The 26,985-nt window shown below is 45.0% G+C and carries 24 protein-coding genes; 1 reads left to right on the plus strand and 23 read right to left on the minus strand.

The features are described from left to right. Positions 1-37 precede the first annotated feature (37 nt). The 7 genes from cydC to NSQ50_RS30770 all read right to left on the minus strand — a co-directional run bounded on the left by cydC (position 38) and on the right by NSQ50_RS30770 (position 8,368). Complete coding sequence (gene cydC, locus NSQ50_RS30740) at positions 38-1,789, minus strand: thiol reductant ABC exporter subunit CydC (protein ID WP_076140572.1); 1,752 nt, start codon at positions 1,787-1,789, stop codon at positions 38-40. Next, positions 1,786-3,552 (minus strand): thiol reductant ABC exporter subunit CydD, encoded by a 1,767-nt coding sequence (gene cydD / locus NSQ50_RS30745; RefSeq protein WP_076143950.1) that lies wholly within the window; start codon positions 3,550-3,552, stop codon positions 1,786-1,788. Before cydD ends, cydC begins: the two co-directional genes overlap by 4 nt. Further along, on the minus strand, positions 3,552-4,568 hold the full coding sequence (gene cydB, locus NSQ50_RS30750; protein ID WP_038573947.1) for a cytochrome d ubiquinol oxidase subunit II: 1,017 nt from the start codon (positions 4,566-4,568) through the stop codon (positions 3,552-3,554). Before cydB ends, cydD begins: the two co-directional genes overlap by 1 nt. Continuing rightward, entirely contained in the window at positions 4,555-5,958 is a 1,404-nt protein-coding gene (locus NSQ50_RS30755) for a cytochrome ubiquinol oxidase subunit I (protein ID WP_036677831.1), read from the minus strand. Before NSQ50_RS30755 ends, cydB begins: the two co-directional genes overlap by 14 nt. A gap of 222 nt (positions 5,959-6,180) precedes the next feature. Beyond that, the gene (locus NSQ50_RS30760) at positions 6,181-6,408 is read right to left on the minus strand and encodes a cold-shock protein (RefSeq protein WP_036677829.1); all 228 of its coding nucleotides are present in this window, start codon (positions 6,406-6,408) and stop codon (positions 6,181-6,183) included. Between the two features lie 92 nt (positions 6,409-6,500). Beyond that, positions 6,501-6,701, minus strand: a complete 201-nt coding sequence (locus NSQ50_RS30765) for a cold-shock protein (protein ID WP_019914582.1) — start codon at positions 6,699-6,701, stop codon at positions 6,501-6,503. A gap of 419 nt (positions 6,702-7,120) precedes the next feature. Then, complete coding sequence (locus NSQ50_RS30770) at positions 7,121-8,368, minus strand: S1C family serine protease (protein ID WP_036677827.1); 1,248 nt, start codon at positions 8,366-8,368, stop codon at positions 7,121-7,123. Between the two features lie 388 nt (positions 8,369-8,756). Between NSQ50_RS30770 and NSQ50_RS30775 the strand changes: the two genes are divergently transcribed. After that, on the plus strand, positions 8,757-8,963 hold the full coding sequence (locus tag NSQ50_RS30775) for a hypothetical protein (protein ID WP_036677826.1): 207 nt from the start codon (positions 8,757-8,759) through the stop codon (positions 8,961-8,963). On the opposite strand, the gene NSQ50_RS30780 is transcribed toward NSQ50_RS30775, so the two are convergent. From NSQ50_RS30780 to NSQ50_RS30855, 16 genes are all read right to left on the minus strand, one after another. After that, entirely contained in the window at positions 8,932-9,738 is an 807-nt protein-coding gene (locus NSQ50_RS30780) for an MBL fold metallo-hydrolase (protein WP_036677825.1), read from the minus strand. The two genes, NSQ50_RS30775 and NSQ50_RS30780, sit on opposite strands and share 32 nt — an antisense overlap. Before the next feature lie 14 nt (positions 9,739-9,752). Beyond that, positions 9,753-10,493, minus strand: coding sequence for a two-component system regulatory protein YycI (gene yycI / locus NSQ50_RS30785; protein ID WP_036677823.1), 741 nt, complete (start codon positions 10,491-10,493; stop codon positions 9,753-9,755). A 38-nt stretch (positions 10,494-10,531) separates the two neighbouring features. Then, on the minus strand, positions 10,532-11,824 hold the full coding sequence (locus NSQ50_RS30790; RefSeq protein WP_036677820.1) for a YycH family regulatory protein: 1,293 nt from the start codon (positions 11,822-11,824) through the stop codon (positions 10,532-10,534). Further along, on the minus strand, positions 11,821-13,650 hold the full coding sequence (gene walK / locus NSQ50_RS30795) for a cell wall metabolism sensor histidine kinase WalK (protein WP_076222430.1): 1,830 nt from the start codon (positions 13,648-13,650) through the stop codon (positions 11,821-11,823). The genes NSQ50_RS30790 and walK overlap by 4 nt, the downstream gene beginning before the upstream one ends. Further along, on the minus strand, positions 13,650-14,381 hold the full coding sequence (gene yycF, locus NSQ50_RS30800; RefSeq protein WP_076124308.1) for a response regulator YycF: 732 nt from the start codon (positions 14,379-14,381) through the stop codon (positions 13,650-13,652). Before yycF ends, walK begins: the two co-directional genes overlap by 1 nt. 190 nt (positions 14,382-14,571) lie before the next feature. Further along, on the minus strand, positions 14,572-16,119 hold the full coding sequence (locus tag NSQ50_RS30805) for a M23 family metallopeptidase (RefSeq protein ID WP_076222431.1): 1,548 nt from the start codon (positions 16,117-16,119) through the stop codon (positions 14,572-14,574). A gap of 316 nt (positions 16,120-16,435) precedes the next feature. Beyond that, a complete protein-coding gene (locus tag NSQ50_RS30810) occupies positions 16,436-17,080 on the minus strand; it encodes a hypothetical protein (protein ID WP_076124311.1) in 645 nt (214 codons plus the stop codon). A gap of 190 nt (positions 17,081-17,270) precedes the next feature. Next, positions 17,271-18,557, minus strand: coding sequence for an adenylosuccinate synthase (locus NSQ50_RS30815; protein ID WP_076105178.1), 1,287 nt, complete (start codon positions 18,555-18,557; stop codon positions 17,271-17,273). A gap of 211 nt (positions 18,558-18,768) precedes the next feature. Next, positions 18,769-20,130 (minus strand): replicative DNA helicase, encoded by a 1,362-nt coding sequence (gene dnaB / locus NSQ50_RS30820; RefSeq protein WP_036677807.1) that lies wholly within the window; start codon positions 20,128-20,130, stop codon positions 18,769-18,771. Position 20,131: 1 nt separating this feature from the next. After that, the gene (gene rplI / locus NSQ50_RS30825) at positions 20,132-20,578 is read right to left on the minus strand and encodes a 50S ribosomal protein L9 (protein WP_036677804.1); all 447 of its coding nucleotides are present in this window, start codon (positions 20,576-20,578) and stop codon (positions 20,132-20,134) included. Further along, the gene (locus tag NSQ50_RS30830; RefSeq protein WP_036677802.1) at positions 20,575-22,581 is read right to left on the minus strand and encodes a DHH family phosphoesterase; all 2,007 of its coding nucleotides are present in this window, start codon (positions 22,579-22,581) and stop codon (positions 20,575-20,577) included. Before NSQ50_RS30830 ends, rplI begins: the two co-directional genes overlap by 4 nt. 11 nt (positions 22,582-22,592) lie before the next feature. Continuing rightward, entirely contained in the window at positions 22,593-23,510 is a 918-nt protein-coding gene (locus NSQ50_RS30835) for a DUF2232 domain-containing protein (RefSeq protein ID WP_036677800.1), read from the minus strand. A 6-nt stretch (positions 23,511-23,516) separates the two neighbouring features. After that, entirely contained in the window at positions 23,517-23,819 is a 303-nt protein-coding gene (locus NSQ50_RS30840; RefSeq protein WP_170914153.1) for a MazG-like family protein, read from the minus strand. Positions 23,820-24,042: 223 nt separating this feature from the next. Beyond that, complete coding sequence (locus tag NSQ50_RS30845; RefSeq protein ID WP_036677795.1) at positions 24,043-24,468, minus strand: CBS domain-containing protein; 426 nt, start codon at positions 24,466-24,468, stop codon at positions 24,043-24,045. A 194-nt stretch (positions 24,469-24,662) separates the two neighbouring features. After that, a complete protein-coding gene (locus NSQ50_RS30850; protein WP_038573960.1) occupies positions 24,663-25,688 on the minus strand; it encodes an LCP family protein in 1,026 nt (341 codons plus the stop codon). Positions 25,689-26,011: 323 nt separating this feature from the next. Next, positions 26,012-26,956, minus strand: coding sequence for a D-alanyl-D-alanine carboxypeptidase family protein (locus NSQ50_RS30855; protein ID WP_036677789.1), 945 nt, complete (start codon positions 26,954-26,956; stop codon positions 26,012-26,014). Positions 26,957-26,985 lie beyond the last annotated feature (29 nt).

Genomic DNA, 26,985 nt, shown 5'->3' on the forward strand with positions numbered 1-26,985 from the left:
TCTAATTTCTATAAATGTTATCTACCAACTCTCCATCTTACCCTAGAAACTCCACTGGACGATCCAGCTCATACAATCTGCGGTAACGTGGTTCTTTTTCCATCAGCTCCGCATGGGTTCCACGCATTTCTACCGAGCCATTTTCCATAAAAATCACTTCATCCATCTGCTCTGCACCAACCAAATGATGCGTTACCCAGATCAGAGATTTACCGTCCATAGCTTCAAACATCGTCTGCAAAAGATCACGTTCCGTGCTTGGGTCCAGCCCTACGGTCGGTTCGTCAAGAATGACGACAGGTGTATTTTGCAGCAAAATACGAGCTAACGCTATCCGCTGACGCTCTCCACCGGAGAAACGTTGCCCCGCTTCACGGACAAAGGTATTGTATCCCTCTGGTAACGAGGAGATCAGCGTATCCATTTTGGCTAATGCGCCAGCTTCTTTAATCGCTTGTTCGGAAGCCTTCGGATCACCCATGCGAATATTGTTCGCTACCGTAGTATCAAATAAGTGTGGGCTTTGATTTAGCACCGCAATAATAGAAGGAATATTATCGCCATAGGCAGCCGCCGCGATTCCATTAATCATAGCCGAACCTGCAGAAGGTTGGATAACCCCTTGAATAGCCTTTAACAACGTCGATTTCCCTGCCCCACTACGGCCGATGATGGCAATTTTTTTGCCTTGTGGGATGTCGAGGCTGAGATCACGAACCGACCAGTTATCCTCTGATCCATAGCGGTAACCCACATTTTCGAGCTGGATATGAGCACTTTTTATGGCCTGAGGTAGAACATCAACTACAGATGCCTGTTCGGAAACTATATTATGCTCTTCTCCAACCACTCCAGACAACCGCTCCAGCGAGTTACGGTACTGCGGGATTTTCTCCACAGCTTCGGATACTGGCAAAAAAGCATCTGCCACAGGAAAAACAACCAATACAAACGCCGCAATCAACGTACCTGCAATAGCACCATCCGCATACTCCCCGGCGGCCCAATATAACATCGAAAGCACGCCAACTCCAACAACTGCTTGCCCGATGAACGCACGTAGACGCGCCCAGCTGCGCAGCGCTGCATCCGTTTTGGCCACTTTTTTCTCATCTGCTTCATAGGTCTCCACGAACTGGCTTTGCCGTCCACTAATGACCCAATCGCCCATACCGAGAACGGCGTCAGTCAGCTTTTGATAGAGGCGATTACGCTCTACCTTCACTTCACGTTGACGTTTCTGGGTGAACAACAAAGATATAAGCGGCAATACCACGACCAACACCAAAATATACAAAGCCATTAATAACGCAAAACCGATATCAAAGGTGCCCAACGCAATCACCGCAACCCCGTAGATCAATAAAGCAATAACACTTGGAAATACAGTTCTCAGATATACATTTTGCAAATATTCGATGTCATCAGCTAACATCCCGAGAATATCCCCAGTACGGAAACGCGACGACAGGAACAAGGCCTGTGGCTCCAAAATATTGTACAGGCGCACACGCATTTTAGAAAGAATCCGTAAAATGGTGTCATGCCCAATCAGCCGTTCCACGTAGTGAATGACTGCTCGGCTTGTTCCGAACGTACGTACACCAACAATCGGCACGTAGATCATCAGGATATTTTCGACCGGTGTAGACGCTTTTGAGATCAGAAATCCTGAAGTATACATCAATGAAGAGGCTGTAAATATCGTCAACGCCCCAAGCACAATAATTAGCACAAAACGCCAAAAATACGACGATACATAGGGAGCAAACCATCCTTCACGTTTCAATGGATTCCCTCCAATTGCGACCCAATCAACTCATAATACGCACCCTTGCGGGCAAGTAACTCCTGATGGGTACCGATTTCTGCCACTTGGCCTTGCTTCATTACTACAATAATGTCCATATCTAGCATCCAGTGTAGGCGATGGGTAGCCAGAAAGACCAGCTTTCCTTCAAAAAGAGGCACCATCGTCTCCTTCAGCTCATATTCCGTTTCAATATCCAGATGCGCCGTTGGCTCATCTAGAAGCATAATTGGACGGCTGCTAAGCAGTGCCCGGGCTAATGCCACCCGTTGCTCCTGGCCACCGCTGAACGAACGGCCGCCGCCACCAATCATCTCATCTAAACCATGCGGAAGAGTATCCACCAGCCCCGATAAACCAGTAGCTTTCACTGCCGCGGCAACAGCTTCCATAGAAGCCTCAGGGTAATAAAAACGTATATTATCCGCTAACGTGCCGCTAAAAATATACGGACGCTGCGGGATATATGAGGTCTGTTTTCGCCAAGCCTCATCCGTTAATGCACTAACCGTTGTACTGTTAACCGTGATACTTCCTGAGGTAGGGTGTAAGAAGCCCCCTAATATATCCACTAAAGTAGATTTACCGGCCCCGCTCTCTCCGATAATCCCAATTTTGCTAGCTCCTTTAAATTGCAGGTTCAGCGCTTCCAGCGAAGAAAGCCCTGCTTCCTCATACTTCACGCTAACGTCATTTAATGTGAGCACGCTATTCTCATGCCAAGTGAATATTTGTTCCGATGTTTTTGCTGCAGAACCGACAGATAGACTACCGTTAGGGCCGATTACTTCAGCCTTCACCTCATCTTGATCTATAATGCTCTTCATTGCTTCAGCGGCTTCTTTCCCATCCAAAGTAGCATGGAAATCTGAACCCACCAATCTGACAGGCAGGAAATATTCCGGAGCCAAGATTAGAATCGTTAAGCCCGTAACCAATGTCATCTGTTCATTTACAAGCCGTAAACCAAGACTTACCGCTACAGATGCTACAGACAGCATAGTGAAGAAATCCAGGGCGAACGATGACAAAAAGGCCACTCGCAGCGTACGCATGGTCGCCGAGCGATAACGATCGCTGACCGTAGCAATGCTGTCGCTATGACTACGACTTCGTCCTAGAAATTTTAATGTTTCTAGCCCACGTAGTGAGTCTACAAAATGATTAGATAATGTGCGATATGATTTCAACTGCCGATCCATTTGCTTACGGGCCGTCATCCCAATCAAAATCATAAAAACAATAATAATCGGCATAGTTACCGTAAGAATAATCCCGCTCGTAGTGTCCATCGTAAAGACGTAAATAAGCACCAAGACCGGTGTAACAGACATCCCTACCATTCTAGGAATGATTGCTTCCAGATACGTGCGGAATTTAGTTACGCCTTCCAGCACTAGTGTAACAAGATCCCCGGTTCCACGCCCGCCCACCATTCTAGGGCCAAGCTGGAAGAGCTTGTCCATCATTTCCCTCCGCATAGTGCTGCCCGTTGCTTCCGCGAAGCGGTAAGAGACACGGCTCATCAGCATAGCACAAGCATGGCGCACAAGAAATGCAAGAAGGAACAATAGCGCAGTGCCCCATTGTTCCTTCAGAGGTTCTCCCGCAAATAGCGCAGAGATGACTTCTGCCAGCGATTTAGCCAGCAGAAGTATGGACAAGCTTTGCACCAGGGTAAGGAAGCCTACAATCAGAAAGACTGGCTTAACTCCTTTATACCCAAGCAAGTTTTTATCCATTAGTATTCAAGATGCTCCTTCTCGTGAACCCGTTTATGAAAGACAAAGTAACTCCAAATTTGATATCCCAATACGAACGGAAGGATGGTCAGTGCCACAATCGTCATTACCTTCAAAGAGTAATGGCCCGAAGCCGCATTAGTGATCGTCAAATTAAAAGCTTGATCAATTGAACTAATCATAACACGCGGGAACAATCCTACAAAGATAGAAGTTACCGAAAGCGCCATTACCGCTCCTGTCATTCCAAAAGCGTAGCCGTCCTTCTTCTTCGTCATGAAGTAACCGGACAGTACAAAGGCGATAACTCCCAGGGCTACAATAATCATAAGAACCGTTCCACGTTGCTCGAAAATATCCGTCATATTATAAGTCATAATCACAAAAGCAGTAAATAAAGCTGCGAGTGGTATCAGCAATTTTTGTGCCAACTTGCGAGCGCGAGCCTGTAGATCACCCACTGTACGCAGCGTTGTGAACATGAGACCATGCACCAGGCACAGAAGGACAACAGTAAGCCCTGCTACTACAGTGTACACATTCACGATATCTGTGAACCCTGCATACATTTGCATATCCCCATCAATAGGCAACCCTTTGATAAAGCTTGCAAACACTACAGCCAAGAGGAATGGTGGAAGGAAGCTGCCGATAAAGATACAGGCATCCCAAGTTCTTTTCCAAGCTAATGAATCACGTTTACCTCTGAATTCAAAAGCGACACCACGCGCTATCAGAGCTAATAAGGCAAATACAAAAGGAATATAGAATCCACTAAACAGCGTTGCATACCACTCCGGGAAAGCCGCAAACATTGCACCCGCAGCTGTGATAAGCCATACCTCATTCCCATCCCAGAAAGGTCCGATCGAGTTAATCAGAACACGGCGCTCTGTATCATTTTTAGCGAGAATTTGTGTTTCCATCCCTACGCCGAAATCGAAACCCTCCAGGAAGAAGAACCCTATAAACAGAACTGCAATCAGCACAAACCACAATTCATTAAGAGATATCATGGGAACCCTCCTCGTTATATGGATCATTCGAATCGCCGTGATCGTTATCCATCGCATAAGGACCTTTTTTAATCACTTTAATAAACAATCCGACCAACACTAATCCTAGAATTAAATAAATCGTTGTAAAAGAAATCACGGAGAACAGAACTTGACCACTTGTAATATTAGGCGACACACTGTCTTCCGTTGTCATCAGTCCGAATACCGTCCATGGCTGACGCCCGAATTCGGTCATGACCCAACCGGCTGTATTCGCAATCGGAGGAAGCAGCAAGCCCCATAACATGAACCGCATAAACCAAGTGTTCGGACGGTCCATTTTTTTGCGCCACATTAAGTACATAGCGTACATTCCCAATACAATCATTAACGTTCCTGCTAGAACCATGATCCGGAAACTCCAGAATGTCGTACGTACAGGTGGAATATAGTCACCGGGGCCATAGGTTTGCTCATACTCCGCTTGCAGCTCAAGCATACCTTTAACTTCACCGGAAAATTTACTGTATGAAAGGAAACTCAGCATATAAGGAATTTGAAATTCTCCAGTACTGATTTGATTCTCTGGATCAATGTTTGCCCATACGGTCCAAGGTGCCGGGTCACCACTCTTACCCCACAGTCCTTCGGAAGCTGCCATTTTCATTGGTTGAGTTTCAACCAAATATTGCGCTTGGGCGTGACCAGCAACAGCTACACCAATAGAAGAAATAATCCCTACGATAGCTGCAATCTGAAAAGACTTCTTAAAGAAAGAAACCTCTTGTTTCTTCAATATTTTATAAGCACTAATACCTGTTACAAGAAAAGCACCTGTTGCATAAGCAGCCAGTACTGTATGTGGGAATTCAACCAGCAATTGTCCGTTCGTAATAAGCGCGAAGAAATCATTCATTTCTGCACGTCCATTATTTATCTCAAAACCCACAGGATGCTGCATAAAAGAGTTAGCCGCTAGAATCCAGAATGCAGATAACATCGTACCGAATGCTACCAGCCAGATGGACAGTAAATGTACTCGCTTGGATACCTTATCCCAGCCGAATATCCATATCCCAATAAAAGTAGACTCCAGGAAAAAGGCTGCCAATGCCTCAACTGCAAGTGGAGCCCCGAATACATCACCCACAAAACGTGAATAATCGGACCAGTTCATCCCGAACTGAAATTCCTGCAATATCCCTGTAACTACCCCTACTGCAAAATTGATGAGGAATAGCTTTCCCCAGAACTGCGCCATTTTTTTGTACTCTTCATTACCTTTTCTAACGTACATTGTCTCCATGATTGCAATCAAGAGCGCTAGTCCGATTGATACCGGTACAAAGAAATAGTGGAATATTGTCGTCGACGCAAATTGTATACGCGACAGCATTACTGTATCCATATTTGTCCCTTCCTTCTCCCCTTTTCGTTAATTATATTCTGTCAAAAATTTAAGCTTCTTTTTGTGATAAATGTCACATAAAGATAGTCATTTAACGGTGAAATTCAAATGATTTGTGACAAAGATCACAATTTAGCATAAAGAAAGCAAAAAAAATAAGACGGTTTACCCGTCTTGAGTGGTTCGTCGTTCTATTAAATGCTTGACTCATTTAGGTATTGGTTAGATGGAAATACCCTTCTTCAGCGATTTGAGATCGCCATTCGAATTAAGCAATTGGGGTAGCATCTTCGTGCTGCGAACCATTGGAGAGTCACATAGACGGCAAGAAGGCGCATGTTCAAATGCGAAATTATCCCTCATCCATCCGTTGCATCCCTCATTGGTACATGCCCAAATTGCGGTATTTTCTTCCGGTATTTCTTCCAAAGGTTTCTTCCGGTAGTTCATTGCCGTTCCTCCCATCCTGTAAGTCAATAGTGAGTAACTAGATATAAAAAGACCGTCCCAACTTTCACAAGCTGGGACGGTTTCTTCTATTATTACAGTTTTACAACGTTTTCGGCTTGTGGTCCACGGTTGCCTTGAACAACGTTGAATTCAACGCGTTGGCCTTCGTCCAAAGTTTTGAAGCCGTCGCCAGTGATTGCGCTGAAGTGAACGAATACGTCGCTTCCGCCTTCAACTTCGATAAATCCGAATCCTTTTTCTGCGTTGAACCATTTAACTGTACCTGTTTGCATGTGTGTTACCTCCACAAATTTAAATTAATATGTTCTTTTTATCTTCAAACAAAGAAAAAATTCACACATTGAAAAAGGTTGTATTACCAAATATGACAGCCCTTTTCAATGCGAGAATTAGGGACTAAATGTATGATTGATATCATATTACCACACCTGATTAGCAAAGGCAAGCAAGCATCCGAATATATCCGGTTTTGCCCTAATAAGTATTACCTTCCAATGTAAGGGCTGCCACTTAGTGTTTATTCCCTAAATAGATCCTTTTTCTGGCATAATTATCATGGTTTTAGAAAAATAGCTTTCCCAAAAACGTTACTTTTATCCGCTTTTTCAAGAAGGTACCCCCTCGGAATCGAAGGGGTAGTCCGCTCTACTTGTCGTAACTGCTATATCATTATATACCGACTTCCAGCATATTATTCCTGTGGTTTTTCAAGAAGTTTAACTGTTGCCTGTTTGGCCTCGCCGTTTCGATAGTAAGTAATTTTCAGATCATCACCGATCTTCGTATGATTATATAAGTACTTGCGAAGAGAAAGGGTAGATATGATGGATTGATCATTAAATTTGGTAATGACATCATTGAATTGCAGTCCAGCTTCCTTCGCAGGGCCAACGGCTTCTAGAACAACTACTCCATCCTTAACACTGTTCGGCAGGTTCAATTCATTGCGTTGATCTTCTGCTAGTGGAACGTACGGATTGTTCAAATCAACTGAATATACACCCAAGTACGAACGGGCAATATGCCCTTTTTCAGCCAGCTCATTAGCGATATCTATCACATGATTCGCAGGAATTGCAAAACCCAGACCCTCTACACCCGTATCTGAAATCTTCATCGTGTTAATTCCAATGACCTTGCCATCGAGATCCACTAACGCGCCGCCACTATTTCCTTCATTAATCGCCGCATCAGTCTGTATCACTTCTTGTTCCCAGTCATATACTCCATCCTGATTAAGGGATACGGGAACCATCCGTTCAGTATAGCTAACAATCCCCGAGGTCAATGTATCACCAAGTCCTAGCGGATTACCGATAGCAATGACCGTTTCACCTAGACGAAGCTTAGAGGAATCACCGAGCTGCGCGATGGTATCGATTCCTTTGGCATCAATAGAGAGTACCGCAATGTCGCTTACTTTATCCGTTCCAACGAGTGTTGCCTTACGGGTCTCTCCGTTCACTGTAACTACCTCGAGATTACCGGAGTCTTCGATGACATGATTATTGGTAATGATAAATGCTTTATTTCCTGTCTTTTTATAGATCACTCCTGAGCCTAGTGCGGACTCATCCAGAATGTTTAATTCTTCATTATCTTCTTTATGATTGATAATACTTACTACTGCAGGGCGAACCGTGGCAGCAGCTTGAATAATCCGGTCAAATGGATCACTACTGCTTGGGGCAACATTTCCAGTTGTTACAACCGGCTTTTGAGCAGTCTCATGACTCATCTGGCCTGTAAACATACTGAATAACAGAACTGCCACCACAGCGCTGACTAAGGAGCAAACGGCGGATATTTGCCAGGTAGATAGCCCTTTACGCGATCTGCGTACAGAATGTCTACGGTTAGCAAACGATCCCTTTGATGCTTCATCCCCTCTGGACCGCGAAACTTTAGTTGAATAGAAATCATCATCAAACAATCCCACCGAAAATCTCCCCCTTCTATTGCCAAGCGTTCACTGTTGTTAAGACCTGAACCTATAGCAACCACGTCCGAACCAAACCTCTGTAACCATTAGACTCCAAATATCACTAAAAAGTTTCACTTTATCCATTAACCCCACAAGAGTTTCGATCAATCGTTAGATTATGATAATCTTTTAATATATCTTCTCTATTAGGAATATTTTGCAACTTAAAAGACTACAATAAAATAGAAGTGTCCCTAAAATTTTAGCTTTGCTCATCACGCTTTTAATTGTATCACAGGCAACCTGCAATTCGGGATTTTCCTCAGCTAAAACACCTGCGAATTTTTTACAGTTTTCAGTTCTAATTACACTATATATTCACACTATTAAAGGAGGATTAATTATGAGTTCTTTTTCAACAAGTATGGATTTAGTCGAGTTTATCGGTAAGCTTGGTGACTTAAAGGATGAACACTACCACATGACCCTTGCCTTTAGCGCAATGATCGAATTGATGATTGAAAAAGGCCTAATCTCCCGCCAAGAATTAGATCGCAAGACCGCTGAACTTGATCAGCTTATGACTGGCTCAGCTTATCCCATGGCGTAGGTTGATCATAATACGTATCACACAGTCTGAACTCACTATCTTTGAAAAAACAGCCCCGATCCTCCATTGCGCCGCGTACCGACATTTTTGCCAAATCCATCATATTGTGATCCCGGCTTAAATGCGCCAAATAGGTCCGTTTGGTCCGCCCTGTAAGAATTTCGCTAAGCGCAGCTCCAGCTGCCTCATTGGAAAGGTGACCCATGTCGCCTAGGATGCGCCGTTTCGTATTCCACGGATAACGTCCCATTCTCAGCAATTCGATATCATGATTCGCCTCCAGCACCAATACATCTGCATCTGAAATTGCATCTCTTACCTTATCACTAACATAGCCCAGGTCTGTAGCTACACATAACTTCTCTTTTCCATCATAAAAATTGTAACCCACTGGCTCCGCTGCATCATGAGAAATCGCAAAGGATTCTACTCGCATACTGCCGAAATCCTTGTGCTGGCCAGACTCCATGATCATACGGTTATACTCCGGTATTTTACCAATTCCCTTCTCGATAGCTCCCCAGGTATTGGTGTTCGCATAAATCGGAAGATCGTATTTACGGGCCATGGCCCCGAGTCCCTTGATATGATCGGAATGTTCGTGTGTAACTAGAATCCCGTCTATATCATTACCCGTTAGTTCACGCATGGCCAACAGCTCATCGATCCGCTTGGCACTAAAACCTGCGTCAATCATAAGTGTTGTCTCCCCGTTTCGTACCACCGTTACATTGCCGGTAGAACCACTGGACAGTACTGTAAATGAAATCCCCATTTTCCTTACTCCTTCTACTCTGTTGTCTTAGGACTGATGATGTCCGCACTAATAGCATCCACATAATAGGCATTGCCGTTCTCCAGCATAAACCGCCACATCGGCGAAGCTACCTGACTTTCCGAGTTGAACAGCTCACCGTAATACCCCAGCTCAATCTCCTTCACTACGGAATCTGCCGGAAAATACTTCTCTATCAAGCTACTAAGTGCTTGCGATGCTGGAAGCACCTTCTGTTCTTTATCGCTGCTGCTTGTCCCTATTTCAATCTTCGGCCAGCGGTAAGCTACGATTTTTTGATCACTGTTAATCAACTCTAGCCTAACACGGAACAACGACCACTGATTTTGAACCAGCGGATGAAGAACAAACTTCCCAACCTCACTTTCCTGTGAATCAAAGCGATAATTGGAAATATCAGGAATCTTATCCTCAAGCGCCTTGCTAAGCTCTGAGAAGGAAGAATAGATCAGCTTGCTGTCTATAGGTACATCTAATTTAATTGGTGGTTCAGTCTGCTCTTCAGCAGAATAACGATAAGTAATGTTAGGAAGCTGCGGGGTAGAAGCCGGAATGGGACACAATACACGAATCCCTTTCTGCTCCATTACGGCTTGGGTCTCAGCAGACAGGGAAGTAAAATCAAGATTAGCACTAACCTGATCGCGCAAATCGACCCACAGCTGGTAACATAGCAGCAGATTCAGACCTAAAAAGGCGCAAATCAGTACATTTTTAGCTCTTCCCCAATCCATACCCGAACCTCCTAATTGTTATATGAACCACTTGTCCATTAATTTAAAGTAAGAACACTGCCATCACTAAGTGTAACTTTCCAGACAGGTATCAGCTCCAGATGATCTTCCTTCACCTCAGGCACATAAGCAGGCGTTAAATCCTTCACTGCCGAAGTTTTACTGACCAGAGACAACCTATACTCCAGATCCGCACCTCCAGATAGCTCCACTACCTTTTTTACGGCCTTACTTTCATCTATATAGATTAGAGAACGTTCATAAGAGGATACTGTTCCCTGCTGCAGTTCCAGATTTATTACACCATACTGTAATGATGAATTGCTCATAATCGGATAGGAGCCGTACGGATAGGAGCCATAATATTGTTGAAAAGAGACCTTTCTCTCCTGTCTGCCTTCCTCTGTAGCCTCCAAACGGTAAGTCCCATTCCATCCGCCATGCTGGTTCACAAATTCTACAGCTTCCAAAGCATCCTTGGCAGGGGTACTTTCTCCAGCTGGAAGCGCTGCAGGGTCACTATAGCTCATCCAGTTCTTACCCTGGTCCACCTGAAGGCTCCGTTTGCTATCCGTATAAATCTCCGAGCCGTTCTTCTCCCGAATATATCTAGTGCTTCCAACATCGAAGAAAAGATTACTCTGCATTTGCTCTATGGTGTACATCCCGGAAGGCATGTCTACCTGAACCAGAGAAATCTTACTGTCTGGCACATAATAATCCCCGCTTACGGTCTTGTAAGGCGTCCAATTCTTACCGAAATCAACATGCTGCTGCACATCCTGAACCGTTAAATCCGCTTTTGCCGCTTCGTATATGATGTCGCCTCTCGTACTGAAGAAAATAGCATGGGCCTTGGAATCATTCTTAATGTTATAGATCCAAATGCGATCAATGCTTTCTCCTTCAAAAAGGGAATCTGGCGATAACTGCATCACCCGCTGCAATAACGTTACCGGAATGCCCGCTCCGAATGAAAGCTCAATCCCAGGATTCTCATTGCGGATCTTATCCCAATCATAATCCTGTACCGAATGCCGCTGGAAGCTTTCGAAGCCACGACCTTTTAAGCGATTCATGATCAAGCTATAGAACGTAGAATCCGGATAAAAAAGCGTATGTTTGCCTTCTCCCATATGGATGATCATTTTGTCAGGGTATAACAGGTTCTCTACCTTCTCTTCCGGACCCATATTATCTGTCTTCACATACAGGTTCTCAGAAAGCACTGCTGAATCAGCACCAGGCAAACGGTAGATCAAATAATAGCTTTCAACCAGGCTTCCGAGCACGAGCAAGGCTAGAATGCATGATTTGATTCGTTCCTTCATGCCTCACTCCCCCTTTGCTCGTTCAAAGGCAGGGTAAAGGTTACCTTTGAACCTTCATTTAGCTCGGATTGCAGGGAAATGGAGCCTCCATGTGCCTTCACAATTTCCCGGGCAATGGAAAGGCCAAGTCCGGTGCCTCCCATGTTCCGCGAACGTGCCTTATCCACGCGATAAAATCGTTCGAAGATCCGCTCGATATCCTTTTTCGGAATCCCTATCCCCGAATCACGTACAGATATGGAGAGCATTCCATCCTCATTCTTCAACGCTTCCAGTTCAATCTTACCGCCTTCTGGCGTATATTTTAGCGCATTGGAGACCAAATTCCCCAAGACCTGATCGATTTGATCGCGATCAAGCCACGCCGTGGTAACATCTTTGCGGACCCTTGTACTTATATCGATACGCTTCTGCCGAATTTGAAAAGAAAAACGATCCGCCACATCCTCCAGCATCTCGGTAATATCCGTCTGCTGAATTCGAAGAAGAGCTTCCTTGGAATCCAGACGGGAAAGATGCAGCAAATCCGTAACCAGACGGATCATCCGTTCGGTTTCGTTGCGAATAACCCCAACAAATCGAACCGCCAGCTGCGGATCTTCAAGTGCTCCATCATCCAGTGCTTCAACATAGCTTTTAATAGTGGTAAGTGGTGTTCTTAGCTCATGCGAAACGTTCGCCACGAACTCCCGGCGTGATTCCTCCAGATTCTCCTGTTCGGTGACATCCTGCAGCACAGCAATTGTGCCGGCAATGCCACCCTCACGACGATGAATGGGAGTAAACGTCACTCTTACGATATTAGAATCTTCTCCACCCATATGGGTCAGATGAAGCATTGCAGATTGGGCATTACCTTTAGCCAGAGATCCGCTTTGTTCGTAATCTAAGCCCAACAGTTTATCTAGAGGAGCGCCTTCCGGCAACGGGCCTTCATTTCCGAGCATCAGTGCTGCCCGCCGATTCATCAGAATCACTACTCCGTTCTCATCTGTAGCCACAACACCATCACTCATGTTCGTCAGAATAGAGGTAAGCTTCTCCTTCTCCTCTTCATTCTGCGAGAGTGCCTCACGCAATCTACCGGTCATATAATTGAACGCCTGACTGAGTTGTCCAATTTCATCATTGCCCAATACGGGCATTTTACGATTGAATCGGCCTTCAGCGACAGCCGTAGCATGCCTCGTCATTTCCTTAATAGGCTGCGTGATGGTGTGCGCCAGAATGACGCATAAAACAACCGTTAACGCTAGAGCTAACAGCAATCCTGAGATAAATACACTATTGATCCGGCCCATCGTGGCGTACAGATCCTTCATGTCAGCAGCAATATAGATTGCTCCCACTACCTTGTCACCCGAGAGCACAGGCTTAGCCACAACCTTTTTACGCACATTATCATCAGCAATAATATATTCCTCGTTATCACTGATGCCCTGCAAGGCCCGATTCACAACTGTCTGGGTGTTACGCTGCCCGACATAGTCATTCTGCGAGGGAACGGAAGTGGTGATGATTTTGCCGCTGGCATCCAGTACTTGAATCTCAGCCCCGTTAATGTACAGATTATTGACCATCCCGCGCAGACTTTCCACAGCGGTTTCCTCATCTGCGGTTCCAGCCTCACTACCAAATTTATCAGCAGTCAGGATAGACAACATCTCAGCACGTGCTTTAAGGTCCTTGGTGAAATTATCTGTTAACGAGTTCTTCATCGAGCTGACAAAATAAACCCCGATCAACTGCATAGCTATCAGAATCAGCAACACGTAAATAATAATAAGTTTTGCCTGAATTGTCCGGATAAAGGACCGCCACTTCATCACAGTCCTCCATTTTTAGGGCTATGCATCAAATAGCCGAGTCCACGCCGAGTATAAATATATTCGGGCTTGCTGGGGTTCTCCTCAATTTTCTCTCTTAGACGACGGATCGTCACGTCAACGGTCCGCACATCACCGAAATACTCAAATCCCCACACTGCCTGCAGCAAATGCTCCCGAGTCATCACCTTACCGGCATGTTTGATCATATAGTAGAGCAGCTCATATTCACGATGGGTCAAGTCAAGCGGCTCCCCGCCCTTATAGACCATATACATATCTGTATCTATAAACAGATCAAAATGATAAATGCCCTGCTTATTCTCTGCTGGTTCACTCGCCATCCCCTGTGGTGACGGTTTATGCTGTCTCCGCATCTGGGCTTTAACTCTGGCCAGCAATTCACGTGTACTAAAAGGTTTGGTCACATAGTCATCAGCACCAAGCTCCAGGCCAAGTACCTTATCAATCTCTCCGTCCTTGGCTGTAAGCATAATGATAGGAATGTCCAAGTGCGCAGAACGCACCTCGCGGCAGACGTCCATGCCATCTTTGCCGGGCAGCATAAGATCAAGCAGCATAAGATCGGGCCTTTTGGACAATGCCAGCTCCACTGCACTGTTGCCATCAAAAGCACAAATAACCTCGTAGCCTTCTTTTTCTAAATTAAATTTCAATATATCAGCAATAGGCTGTTCATCATCTACTACCAGAATCGTTCCCATCTGCATGTCCCAGCTTCACCTTCCTATCCTTACTTAATGATCATTCCTTTATTTTAACATACCTGTCTAACCGTCACATCCTACGAAATAAGCAATCCCCCTGCCCAGCAAAAAGAAACGGCTTTGCCGTCACTCGTAGATTAAAAAAATAAAAACCGCCCGATTGAAATCGAGCAGTTAAAGGATAAAGTATGAATTATTGCAAATACTTCATTGGATTTACAGCAGTGCCATTCTTCCGAATCTCAAAATGCAGATGTGTACCCGTCGAACGTCCAGTGCTGCCCATTACGCCAATCTTGCCACCCTGCTCCAAGCGTTGGCCTGTAGAAACCGAGATGCTTTTTAAATGACCATAATAGGTCTGGTATCCGTTGCGATGATCCACAATAACTACATTCCCGTATCCATTCTGCACCCCTGCAAAGATTACGGTCCCGGCATCAGAAGCTTTTATATTCCGATTGCTAGATACCATATCAATACCCTTATGGGCACGGCTCCAACGCTCACCGAAGCTACTTGTCAGGGTTGCCCCGCTTACCGGCCAACTGAACATGCCTGTTCCTTCACCAACAACCTTCGTTCCCCGATAAACAACTTCTGGCAGCGAGGCTTTTATAACGGTCTGGCCTAACCATTCTTCTTGAACAACCGTGCCATTTTCCTTTGTTACCCGATACTCCATTTCTTTAAGTCCAGTTTGTCCTGGACGAACCACTTTGCTTTTGCCTGCCGCTAGCTGATCGCTCGAACGCACAACCACTTCCGGCTCAGTCACTATCTGCTCAGTCACTTTTTCCACAGTTACTACTGTAACATCTGGTTGGGGTACCTTCAGCTTCAGTGTATCTCCAATCTTCAACGTCAGCTCTTTCACGTTAGGGTTGTTACTATAAATCTCTTTTTGGGTGATTTCAAACCGTTTGGCAATCCCCGAAATCGTATCACCCTCTTGAACGGTATAAAGAAGAGGCGCCTCTTTGCCTTCGGTAAGTGTCTGGACCGCTGCCTCCACATCCAACACTTTATTAGGATCTGCTTTGATAGGAACGATAGAAATATCTTCACTAATCTCTACCGACTCTACTTGCTCTGGAGCCTTCGCTTTTGCAGCAGATGAGCTGGAAGCAGCTGTTCTCGTTAGCTTACTAGCCGTCGTTGCTACTTCTGCTTGTGGGACATAATGATTTTTTACCCCTTCGAGCACAGCATTAGCAGTCTCCTGATCCTTAACTATGCCAACGGCCTTGCCATCTACCATCAATTGCACGCCTACCGCATAAGCTTTCAGCATTCCATCTAGTTTAGTAAGTGTCGCCTCACTATCAACTTCTGGCTTGTATGCCTTCTGCTCTTCTATTGTTATGCCCTCTGTTTGCAGCACCATGGTTGAATTCGGATATTTCTCCTGATATTCTCGTTGTTTCTTATCATATAGCTGGTTAAGCTGCGTCTGATCGGTAAGTCTTCCGACTTCTTCACCCTTCACCAACACTTGATAATAGGTAACCGTGTTAGCGGCTACATACTTTTTCTCTGCTCCAACCAACACCGTAGCTAGAAGCACAAGGCCGACAGATCCCAAAATCCAAGCACGCCGAAATCTGCGAGTACCTTTCTCTTGTTGAAAGTGTTTGGAGTCGTGATCGAAATTGTGGCTCTGTTGAACATTCGCCTCGGATTCTGCTGGATGTCCATCCTGCAGCTTGCCCATCCGACGCATGAACTTAAATCCCTTCATGAAACTCTCCCTTTCAGTCCGCTTTTACTTCCGACAAAAGCGGCCAAGCTAATTGTACGACCTCGATTATATAGATTACGTCCATGTAAATTTCTGCGTATACTAGTGCTTAATTCCTGCTTCTAATGAACCTATAAAAAGGTTGTTAAGGAGGTTACAAAAATTTAACCTCTTGAGGTCCTTGTTTACTGTACCATAGCTTAGAGAAAAATTTCAACTTTAGACATGACAAAAAACCCGCCAAATACGCGGGTTTTTTGCGCAAATATGAAATTTTAACCTTTTTCTTGTGTCTATAAAGTGACAATTATAAAAGCTATTGCGTAGATTGTGTAGTTGGTGTAAGCATTTTCATTATGCTCTCATATTCGTCTGCATCAACATATTTTGCAATTACCTGTTGCAGCTCTTTAACCTCATCTTCTGTTAATCCATCCTCCATCGCTGTTGAAATTTTTGCCATCTCATCCTGTGGTAGTTTGGACATCAAAATATTGAATATATTTACCTTCTCTTCCGATGGAAGATTATCTTTGAAGTCACTGAGTGCCTCAGGTGTCATTACTAATTGTTGGTCACCAACACTTCCACTTCCGTTATCAGCTGAACTTTCGGTTGTAACTTGCCCCATAACTGGTAAGGCATCAGTCGGAGTATTATCATCTACGGGCTCGCCCTTGCCTTTAGCTGGCGAATCCGTGCTTTTGTCGGTCTCCTTGCTAACTGTACTCCCTGTGGTTACTTCTTTATTGGCTGTATCCGAGTCAGATTTGTTATCCATGCCAATGATGCTCCGAATCATTCCTCCAAATCCCGGACCGGGAGTATTCACTTTAATATCGAAGCTAGCCAGTACCGACTGAATATAAGCATTTACAACCACGCCCGTTGTTAGAATTGAAAGAGTGCTGGCAAGTACCACAATCAGACATACGCTAAGTGCACGCTTCACGATCTTCATCTTCATTTCTCCTCTCACCTATGTTCAAGTCTATCTGGTAGATCATGTACATGTTCTTCTATACATCCAGTATTGACTAGAACCGGCCTTGGGAAACGTCTAGGTATAAATCTAGGCACCAAAAGAGAGAGAGATAGTCCTCAGAACAAAAAAAAGAGCCTCTAACGGGGCTCCTTAGTATAACTAGGTTTTAGATATAAATTGGCAATACTTGATTCGTCTGCTCACGGTTACGACCCACTGAGAAGATAGCAATCGGAATACCTGTAAGCTCAGATACACGTTCAACATATCTGCGTGTATTTGCTGGAAGATCATCCAACGTTTTTGCAGAAGTAATATCTTCGCTCCAGCCTGGAAGCTCCTCATATACCGCTTCACATTCTGCCAGCATTTTGAGGCTAGCAGGGTAATGAGTAATTACCTCACCACGGTATTTGTAGCCTGTGCAGATCTTCACAGTCTCAAGTCCGCTAAGTACATCCAGCGAGTTAAGAGATAGCCCTGTGATTCCACTTACACGACGAGCGTGACTCACAACTACACTGTCGAACCAGCCTACACGGCGTGCACGTCCGGTAACTGTGCCATATTCATGACCTGTTTCACGGATATAATCACCTGTTGCATCATTCAGCTCTGTAGGGAACGGGCCATCTCCAACACGAGTGGTATAGGCTTTTGCAACCCCAATAACCTGTTTGATTTTGGACGGTCCCACACCAGAACCTATGCACACCCCACCGGCAGATGGGTTGGATGAAGTAACAAACGGATACGTGCCTTGATCGATATCAAGCATTACTCCTTGCGCACCTTCAAACAACACTTTGCGATCCGCATCAATGGCATCATTAAGAATAACAGAGGTGTCTGTTACATAATTACGCAGCACTTCTGCATATTCCAGGTATTGAGTCAGAATCTCTTCTACGTTAAGAGCTTCGGCACCATAGACCTGCGTAATCACTTGGTTCTTCTCTTGCATCAAGGGGCGGAGTCTCAGTTCGAATTCCTCAGCGTCCATCAAGTCAGCAATACGGATACCGTTGCGTGCTGCCTTATCCATATAACAAGGACCGATACCTTTACGTGTAGTACCAATCTTGTTCGGACCCTTACGGTCTTCTTCGAGAGCATCCAGCACCATATGGTATGGCATAATGACATGAGCACGATCACTGATCACTAAGTTCTTAGTGTCAAAACCGTTCTCGTGAATATAATTAATTTCTTGGATCAAGGCAGCCGGATTAATAACCATTCCGTTACCAATTACACAAGTTTTCTCTTTATAAAATACACCCGAAGGGATCAAGCTGAGCTTAAACTTCTCACCGTCAATCAGAATCGTGTGACCGGCATTATTGCCCCCTTGATAACGGGCGACCACATCTGCACTTTCCGCTAGAAAGTCAGTGATTTTCCCTTTACCTTCGTCTCCCCATTGTGTTCCCACGACGACTACCGTTGACATGTTCATTCCTCCGTAGGTGCTACTTAGCACCATTATTTTTCATAATATGGGCCCTATACGTCATTCTTATGTACGTGGCCCTCCGGACGCCAAGCAGATTTAACCCGCTAAAGGACAATTCTCAGTGTAACAGCGGTTTTTTTCAAAGTCAAATAAAACGAACGATTACACAAAGAAATGTGCAATCGTTCGGGAATTATACATGTCAGGTTTAACCAGCAAAGGGTTCCGCATGTGCTCGCTCGTAGTTAACGAACTTGTTGAAATTTTTAAGAAAGACCAGTTCTACCGTACCTACGGGACCATTACGCTGTTTAGCTATAATGATCTCAATAATATTCTTCTTCTCCGTATCCGCATTGTAATAATCATCACGATACAGAAACGCAACAATGTCGGCATCCTGCTCGATAGAACCCGATTCACGCAAGTCACTCATCATTGGACGTTTATCCTGACGCTGCTCTACACCCCGGCTTAACTGCGACAGAGCAATAACCGGAACATCCAGCTCACGAGCAATCTGCTTCAATGTACGAGATATATCCGATACTTCCTGCTGACGGTTCTCTCCGCCTTTACCGCGGCCCTGAATGAGCTGTAAGTAGTCGATGACGATCATGCCAAGTCCTTTTTCCTTCTTCAGTCTCCGGCACTTTGCACGAATATCGGTTACCGTGATACCTGGTGTATCGTCGATATAAATCTCCGCTTCAGATAGAGACTGAATGCCCATCGTCAGCTTGGACCAATCATCATCACTCTTGAAGTCACCGGTACGCATAATATTGGCATCTAAGTTGGCTTCAGCACAAATCATCCGCTGTACCAGCTGTGGCGCTGACATTTCCAGACTGAATATCGCAACAGTTTCTTTAGCGCGTACTGCCACGTTCTGTGCAATATTCAGGGCGAATGCAGTCTTACCAACAGATGGACGAGCCGCAACAATGATCAGATCGTTACGTTGGAATCCGTTAGTCATATGATCTAAATCCACAAATCCGGTTGGGATACCTGAGGTACCCCCCTTATTTTGATGAAGCAACTCAACCTTGTCGAACACTTCCATCAAGACATCGCGGATCGCAATAAATCCACTGCCGCTCCGCCGGTTGGAGATTTCAAGAATACGCCGCTCTGCATCACTCAGCATATCGGCTACATCTTCACCGCCAGTATAACCTTCGCTCACAATTTGCGTGGCTGTGCGAATCAAACGGCGCAGCATGGCTTTCTCTTCGATAATCTGGGCGTAGTATTCTACGTTAGCAGCAGTAGGCACGGCATGCGCCAGCTTAGCTAAGTAGCTAACACCACCAATATCTTCAAGCTCTCCTTTGTCCTGCAGTCTGGACGTAAGTGTAACAAGATCAATCGGCTGGCTCTCTTCTCCGAGCTGCACCATCGCCTCAAAAATCATTTGATGCGCTTTATCGTAGAAGTCTTCAGTATTCACCCGTTCCATTGCAGTAATGAGCGCTTCATCCTGCAACAGAACCGCACCAATTACCGCCTGCTCGGCTTCAAGATTCTGCGGGGGAACCCGATCGAAAAAGAGATCTCCACCCATGTTACTCCTCCGTTACCTCAACCTTAAGTGTGGCCTTTACTTCAGTATGCAATTTTACGCTTACTTGAAATACTCCTATATGGCGAATTGGCTCACCTAATTCAATCTTGCGCTTATCAATAGTAATTCCTTTGGTGGAAGCCAGTGTCTCAGCAATCTGTTTGCTTGTAATAGCGCCGAATAAACGTCCGCCTTCACCTGATTTTGCTTTCATTGTCAGTGTTAACTCGTCAAGCTTCTTACCCAATTGCTGTGCTTCTTCTTTTTCGTTATCTTTACGGCGTTGTTCAGCAGCTGCTTGATTCTCCAGCGTCTTCACGTTGCCTTCCGTTGCCGGACGAACCAATCCACGTGGCAATAAGAAGTTGGAAGCATAACCTTCGGATACCTCTTTAACCTGACCTTTTTTACCTTGACCCTTAACATCTTTTATGAAAATGACCTTCATTCGAATAACCCCTCTTTCGATTCGATTTCCGCCAGCACCTGCAGTAATCTGGCTTCTGCTTCTTTACATGTTCCTTCAAGCTGTACTGCGGCATTGGACAGATGCCCACCGCCGCCTAATTTCTCCATCACGACCTGTACATTCATACGTCCGAGTGATCGGGCACTAATGCCAATCAGGCCGTCAGGCCGCTCGCTGATGACGAATGAAGCGACTACGTTGGTCATCCCAAGCAGCGTGTCCGCAGTCTGAGCAATAAGAAGCTGCGGGATTTTCATGCCTGGTGCCGTAACTACGAGCGCGATTTGGTCATACACCATTCGCGCATGTTTGATAATTTCGGCTTTGGAAATATACTCCTGTAAATCCTCCTTCAGCATGCGCTGAATAAGTACGGTATCGGCACCATTCCGGCGCAGGAAGCCTGCCGCCTCAAAGGTACGCGAACCCGTATGGAGCGCAAAGTGCTTTGTATCCACCGTGATCCCCGCTAACAACATTGTAGCATCCAGCGGACTGATCTTTACCTTCTCATGGATATACTGAAGCAGCTCTGTCACCAGCTCACAGGTCGATGAAGCGTAAGGTTCCAAATATACCAATACAGCATCATTAATGAACTCTTCACCTCTGCGGTGATGATCCACCACTACGATTCTGCTGGCATATTGTACTAGCCGCGGCTCCATCGTCATAGACGCCTTATGTGTATCCACAACAATAAGCAGGGTATGCTCTGTCATGATCTGTAGGGATTGCTCCGTTGTGATGAATGACTTATACAAATCGTCATCCTTACGAATCTGCTCCATCATGTTAGTTATCGATGGATTTGGAGTCTCCATCACAATGCTAGCCTCTACATTATACATCTGCGCAGCCCTTAACAGGCCGATTGCAGCACCCACAGCATCGATATCCGGTGTCCGATGACCTAGGATCAGCACACGATCGCTCTCCTGCATCAGATCCCGCAAAGCATGCGCAATGACCCGCGCCCGCACTCGGGTACGCTTCTCAGCAGCATTACTCTTGCCACCGTAGAAGGATAACCGTTGGCCTGCTTTTACAGCCGCCTGATCACCACCTCGGCCCAGCGCCATGTCTAGACTGGATTGGGCCAATGCCCCTAATTCACTTGCAGAGTCTGCGCCAAAGGCCAGACCAATACTCAGTGTCATAGGTACCTTGAGATCAGCAGTCATTTCTCTGACTTCATCTAGAATCACGAAGCGGCTCTCTTCCAACGCTTGCAGGCTACGATGATTAAGCAGCATTAGATAACGTTCCGAGGACAACCGCCGCAGATAAACCTCAAACTGCTTACTCCATTCAGTGATCTCACTCGTCACCTTAGCAATCAGCGAGGTTCGCTGTTGATCATCCATTCCTTGAGCGGATTCATCCAGGTTATCCATCATCACTATGCCGATCGCCAGCTTCTCATCCTCATACCGCTCACGTAACACCACAAGCTCAGTGATATCATACAAGTAAAGAATACGCTCACTCGGAATAATGACAGCTTGATAAAATCGTTCATCCACGGTGATCTCAAGGCGGGTGTCATGGAGCACACCTTCTTTGCCGACCTCCCGCTTACCCGCTGCAGCACCTGTAAAAAAAGACTGCATATCAGGCAATAATTCTTGCAGTGATTCCCCAACTAAAGACTTGCGTGCGAAAATATCGCCGGCATAGCGGTTATTCCATTCCACCGTTCGATCCTCGCTAAACAGAATGATTCCAAGCGGCAGCATGCTGACTGCTTCGCCCTCTACCCGCTTAATGCGGAAAGACAGCCCATTAATATATTCCACCAGATTACGACGGAACGAGATCTCCGCTTTCAACATATAGAAGCATAAAGTACCTGACAGAAACAGGCCGGCGACCCCAAGCGCCCAGTTATAGACACTGACAATTATAATAAGGACCAACAGCAGCATGAACGCCCATACGGTATGATAGCCGTGCCAGCGTCTTTGCAGAAATTTAGGCATGAACTCTCACCCTATCGTTTCGATTTGGTCACATACTCCCGCAGTGGGAACGCAAGATCAATAATACCAATAATGCGCAGCGGCGGCAGTAAAATAACCGGTATCGCTAACAAAACGGCAGACATCTTGTTCCATTTGCGTTCATGCGCCAGGAAGAAGAAAAATCCGATGGCCTGAATCATAAAGCCAATTCGCAGCAATGGCAGAAGATTGGCAGAAATCATGAGGATGAAATTGTTCTCCGACCCTGAGAAGAAGAGCTGTAGAACAACACCAATCAGATAGTACCAAATAAACGATCTCGAAAGTCTCCATTCACGTGCAGGCTTCATCTTAGGCACTGCATAATTCATACTGTTCAGAATCGGGCGGGCAATAGCATGCGTAATCACAGCAATCATGAAGGAGCTTACGATTAGAGTCATAGGGATCATTTGGACCGTCATATGACTTATCTTGTTTACATCCTCAGTTGAAAATCCAATATCAGTGAGCAGAGGATTGGTAGTTCCGAGCTCGGACAGAGGTGAATTAACCATTTGTAATACATCGTTCACATAGGTAGACAGGTCAAAATTAAATAATGCCGTACCCAGCAGCAAAAGCAGCAGGAACTGTGCAAGAATCGTAACCGTACCTGCGATCACAGTAGACATGGCCGGGGCATGTCTTTTATACCAGCGCCCCATAACCAGAGCCGGTATTAAGAAATACGCAGCTATCAACAGATAAATTGGTGTAATCAAGCCTACAATCAGCAACACCGGCAATACATGCAGCACAAATTGTCTCGTGTTCAGTGTAGTAAACAACACTACTGCCGGAACAATCATAAACAGGGTAGTGATGATGAGGAGTGGAGTCGTTAAACTAAGCAGCAAAAGTAAGTATGCTACGCTCCAAGCCACAGATGACCAGCGAAATTTCAACAGTATTCACCTCTTACGCATATGTTCTTCTAAAGCAGATATATCTTGGTACCAATCTTCCAGTTGATGCCCTTCCTGCTTGTGCTTTCTAAGCTTCTCCAGTAGCAAGTCATCTAAAGAACGATAAGGAATCCCTAGTCTGCGGCCCAAAATATAAGAGCTCATAATCAAGCTAGCCAGACTGTCACCGACACGGGTAGTACTGCCTTCCCATAACGCTTTAAATAACCGTGAAACTTGATCAATCACTTCGGTTTTCAGCCATTCAATTACCTTGGCGCGCTTGGCTACATCCAGATCCTTCGGCACATTGGACACGTCTCTCTACCTCCGGCAAAAAGCTTTATTCTCCATTATAGCATAAAAAATTCGGTGTCACACTGGACGCCCCGCGCCCCTTAAGTATGCTTCAATCCATGCTGACTATGCCTCTTTTTGGAGAGGAGCTTTCTTTAAAAAAGACCCGCATTCCGTTATCGCCGGAAATACAGGCCTTGTTCCGATAGCTTCTATAACCGCGAATACACTGGGACTATAATGATTCCTGTGATTGTCTTGTTACAAATTTCTCGCAATACTCTATGACTTGACTCCGGCGAACAATTCCAATAAACCGGTTCATATCATCGACCACAGGTACAAAGTTCTGCACCTTAGCCAAATTAATTAGATCTTCCATATCCGCATCAATCGAGACCGGCTTGTTATTCATACGTAATGGAACGTCCTTCAGCAAAAATTTTGAAGCGTTCTCAAACGAAACCTTGCCCTCCGACTCTTTCATGTACCAGAGCAGATCACCTTCCGTTACCGTGCCGGCATACTCTCCATTACGGTTAAGAATCGGGACTGCTGTATAGCGGTGAAACTCCATCCTCTCAAGCGTTTGGCGCAGCGTAGAATCGAGCGTTACGCAGGCCACCTCCTGTTTCGGAAGTAAAAAAAATGCAATATTCATCTCTTGATCCTCCTCAAAGAGTTCCGAAGGAATTACGGTTCTTTAACTTCCTTTTACTGCCATGCCAATGTGATTATACGTAGCAGCTAAATAATAGTTCCAATTCATTATAACATGAAGACAGTAAGCAGCAGCCATGAGAATGTTTATGGCTGCTGCAATTTATTTATATGAGTTTAGCTTTCCAATTAGAATTACTGCGTAACTGCTGTTGCTTTGGGCTCGAGTGCATTACTTGCTTTTCCCGGCTCAATCAGTTGATCTACTGGTGTTCCTGCATTCATCCAATTATCAATCAGCGCCTTAGCTTCACGCAAATCCTCTTCATCAACGATATCATAATAAAGTCCGTCAATACGTTTTCCTTCGCCCATTACCGTAAAGCTTGAGATATCCATGTCTTTGCCGCCCATGAATTTCTTGGCCAGACTAATGATCATTGAAGGCTCTATATCGGTCTTAAAATTATCGCCCATAATATCCAGCAGCTTTGGAATATTGCCGATTTGGCTGATCGATAACATTTTATTAGCTACAACATCAATAAAAACCTGTTGGCGTTTGGTCCGGTTAAAGTCACTATCTTCACGGTAGCGTGTATAGTTAAGTGCTTCTTGACCGTTATAATTCGACTTTCCACCCTCGATCGTAAACTTTTCATGGTCCTTACCCTTGTTTACAATGTCCTTCTTGATTGGCAGCGGAACGCCTCCAATAGCATCAACGGCATCCTTGAGCCCTTGAAAGTTAATGGTGGCATAATACTGAATATCATGCTCCAGCAGTGCTTCCAGAGTATCCTTAGCCATTTGCTGCCCACCAAAAGCATAAGCATGGGTAATCTTATCTTTTTTATTATCGTTATGCCCAATAATCTCGGTATACGTATCACGTGGAATAGAAATAAGCAGAATTTTGTAATCCTCTGGGCGAACAACAGCATACATCATCGTGTCCGAACGTGCGGTTTCATTGTCGCGTTGATCAGTCCCGAGCAGCATCAGCGAGAATGGATCGCTTTTGTATACAACCGGCTCTGGCTTAACCTTATTCTCATCCTTAAGTGGCTGGTAAGATTCTTCTTTCAGCTTGCTTTCTACCCGATCGGACAAAAAGAGGTCAAAAGCTAATACGGCCAAAGAATTTCGAAAGAGAAAACCTCCCGCTATAATAACGACGAGAACAATTAGCGCAATGTATCTTTTCTTTATTTTTTTCATCTTTGATTCCTTCTTTATTGTAGAATAATTGCACGTACCATATATTTACAATGCCTCCTGATCGTTCTCAGGCAGTCATGGTTTTATTTCTCTCGGCGGCGAATTTACTGTCCCTTATTCCATTATCTTATTGTCCCCCCTTTCAGGAAATTCGGGTCATTCTAAATTATAGAAAAAAAGTTTTTTTGTGTTTCTAAAATAATATGGGATAAAACAATATTTCTATTGTAATCACTAAATTGATAAAAAGAAACAACAAATACCGACATGAATAGGGAAAAAGCACCATACCAAGTAATAATTACTGGTATGATGCTCCAAATTTAACTTCGAATCCCAAGGGCATGTATAATATGTTTTACCCGTTCTCCATAATGTAAACCGCGGAAAAACCCATAATCGAACAATTTAGCAGCACCCTCAAATCGGCTGCCATAAGTCTCCGCCCCCATAACGACCGCAATAAGCCGGTGCCCCTCCCTCTGGGCTGATCCCGCAATACAATATCCCGTCTGGCTATCATATCCAGTCTTCAACCCATCTGCTCCATCGTATGCGTAAGCGCCGCCCATACCTGGAAGCATAAGGTTGCTATTACTAACATATAACCCTTTATCCTTTAATTGCATCTGTGTACGACCGGAAATATTCAGTACATCAGGATGATTATGGATTAGCGCAGCTGCCAATTTGGCTGTATCCCTCGCTGTCATCATCGTCTGGCCACCGATATGCGTAGGCTGACGAATGATACCAAGATCCTTGCTCGACAATCCAGAGGCGTTGGTAAATACCGTATTAGGAGATAAACCTAAACTACGTGCTCTATCATTCATCATAAGTACAAAAGAATCCTCTGATCCTGCCATATATTCTGCCAATGCAACTGCAGCATCATTAGCAGAATATATGGTGATGCCTTCGAATAGCTCCCTTACTGTATAGAAATCTCCTCGTTTTAATGAGAGACTCATACCTCCCATTTGACTGGCGTAAGCACTAATAGGGACTCTATCCTCCCACCTAAGGGTTCCAGAGGTTATGTGATCCAGCACAATCATTTCAGTCATTAATTTAGACACACTGGCCGGTGGCATAGGCACATCGCCGTTTATATTGACCCATATGTCTCCACTATCCATATCTAGCAGCACTGCTGAACCCGCGTCAATATCCGGTTTAAAGCCCAACTCGATAGGCCTCCACACCGTAATTAAGACAACGACTATCAAAGCTGCACCAGCCCATATTAATATCCGTCTCTTCATCGTTGTCATCCTCCATAATATATATGACG

Origin of the sequence: Paenibacillus sp. FSL R10-2788 (assembly GCF_038003885.1) — a bacterium.
In the GTDB taxonomy this organism is placed as follows: Bacteria; Bacillota; Bacilli; order Paenibacillales; family Paenibacillaceae; genus Paenibacillus_AQ; species Paenibacillus_AQ odorifer.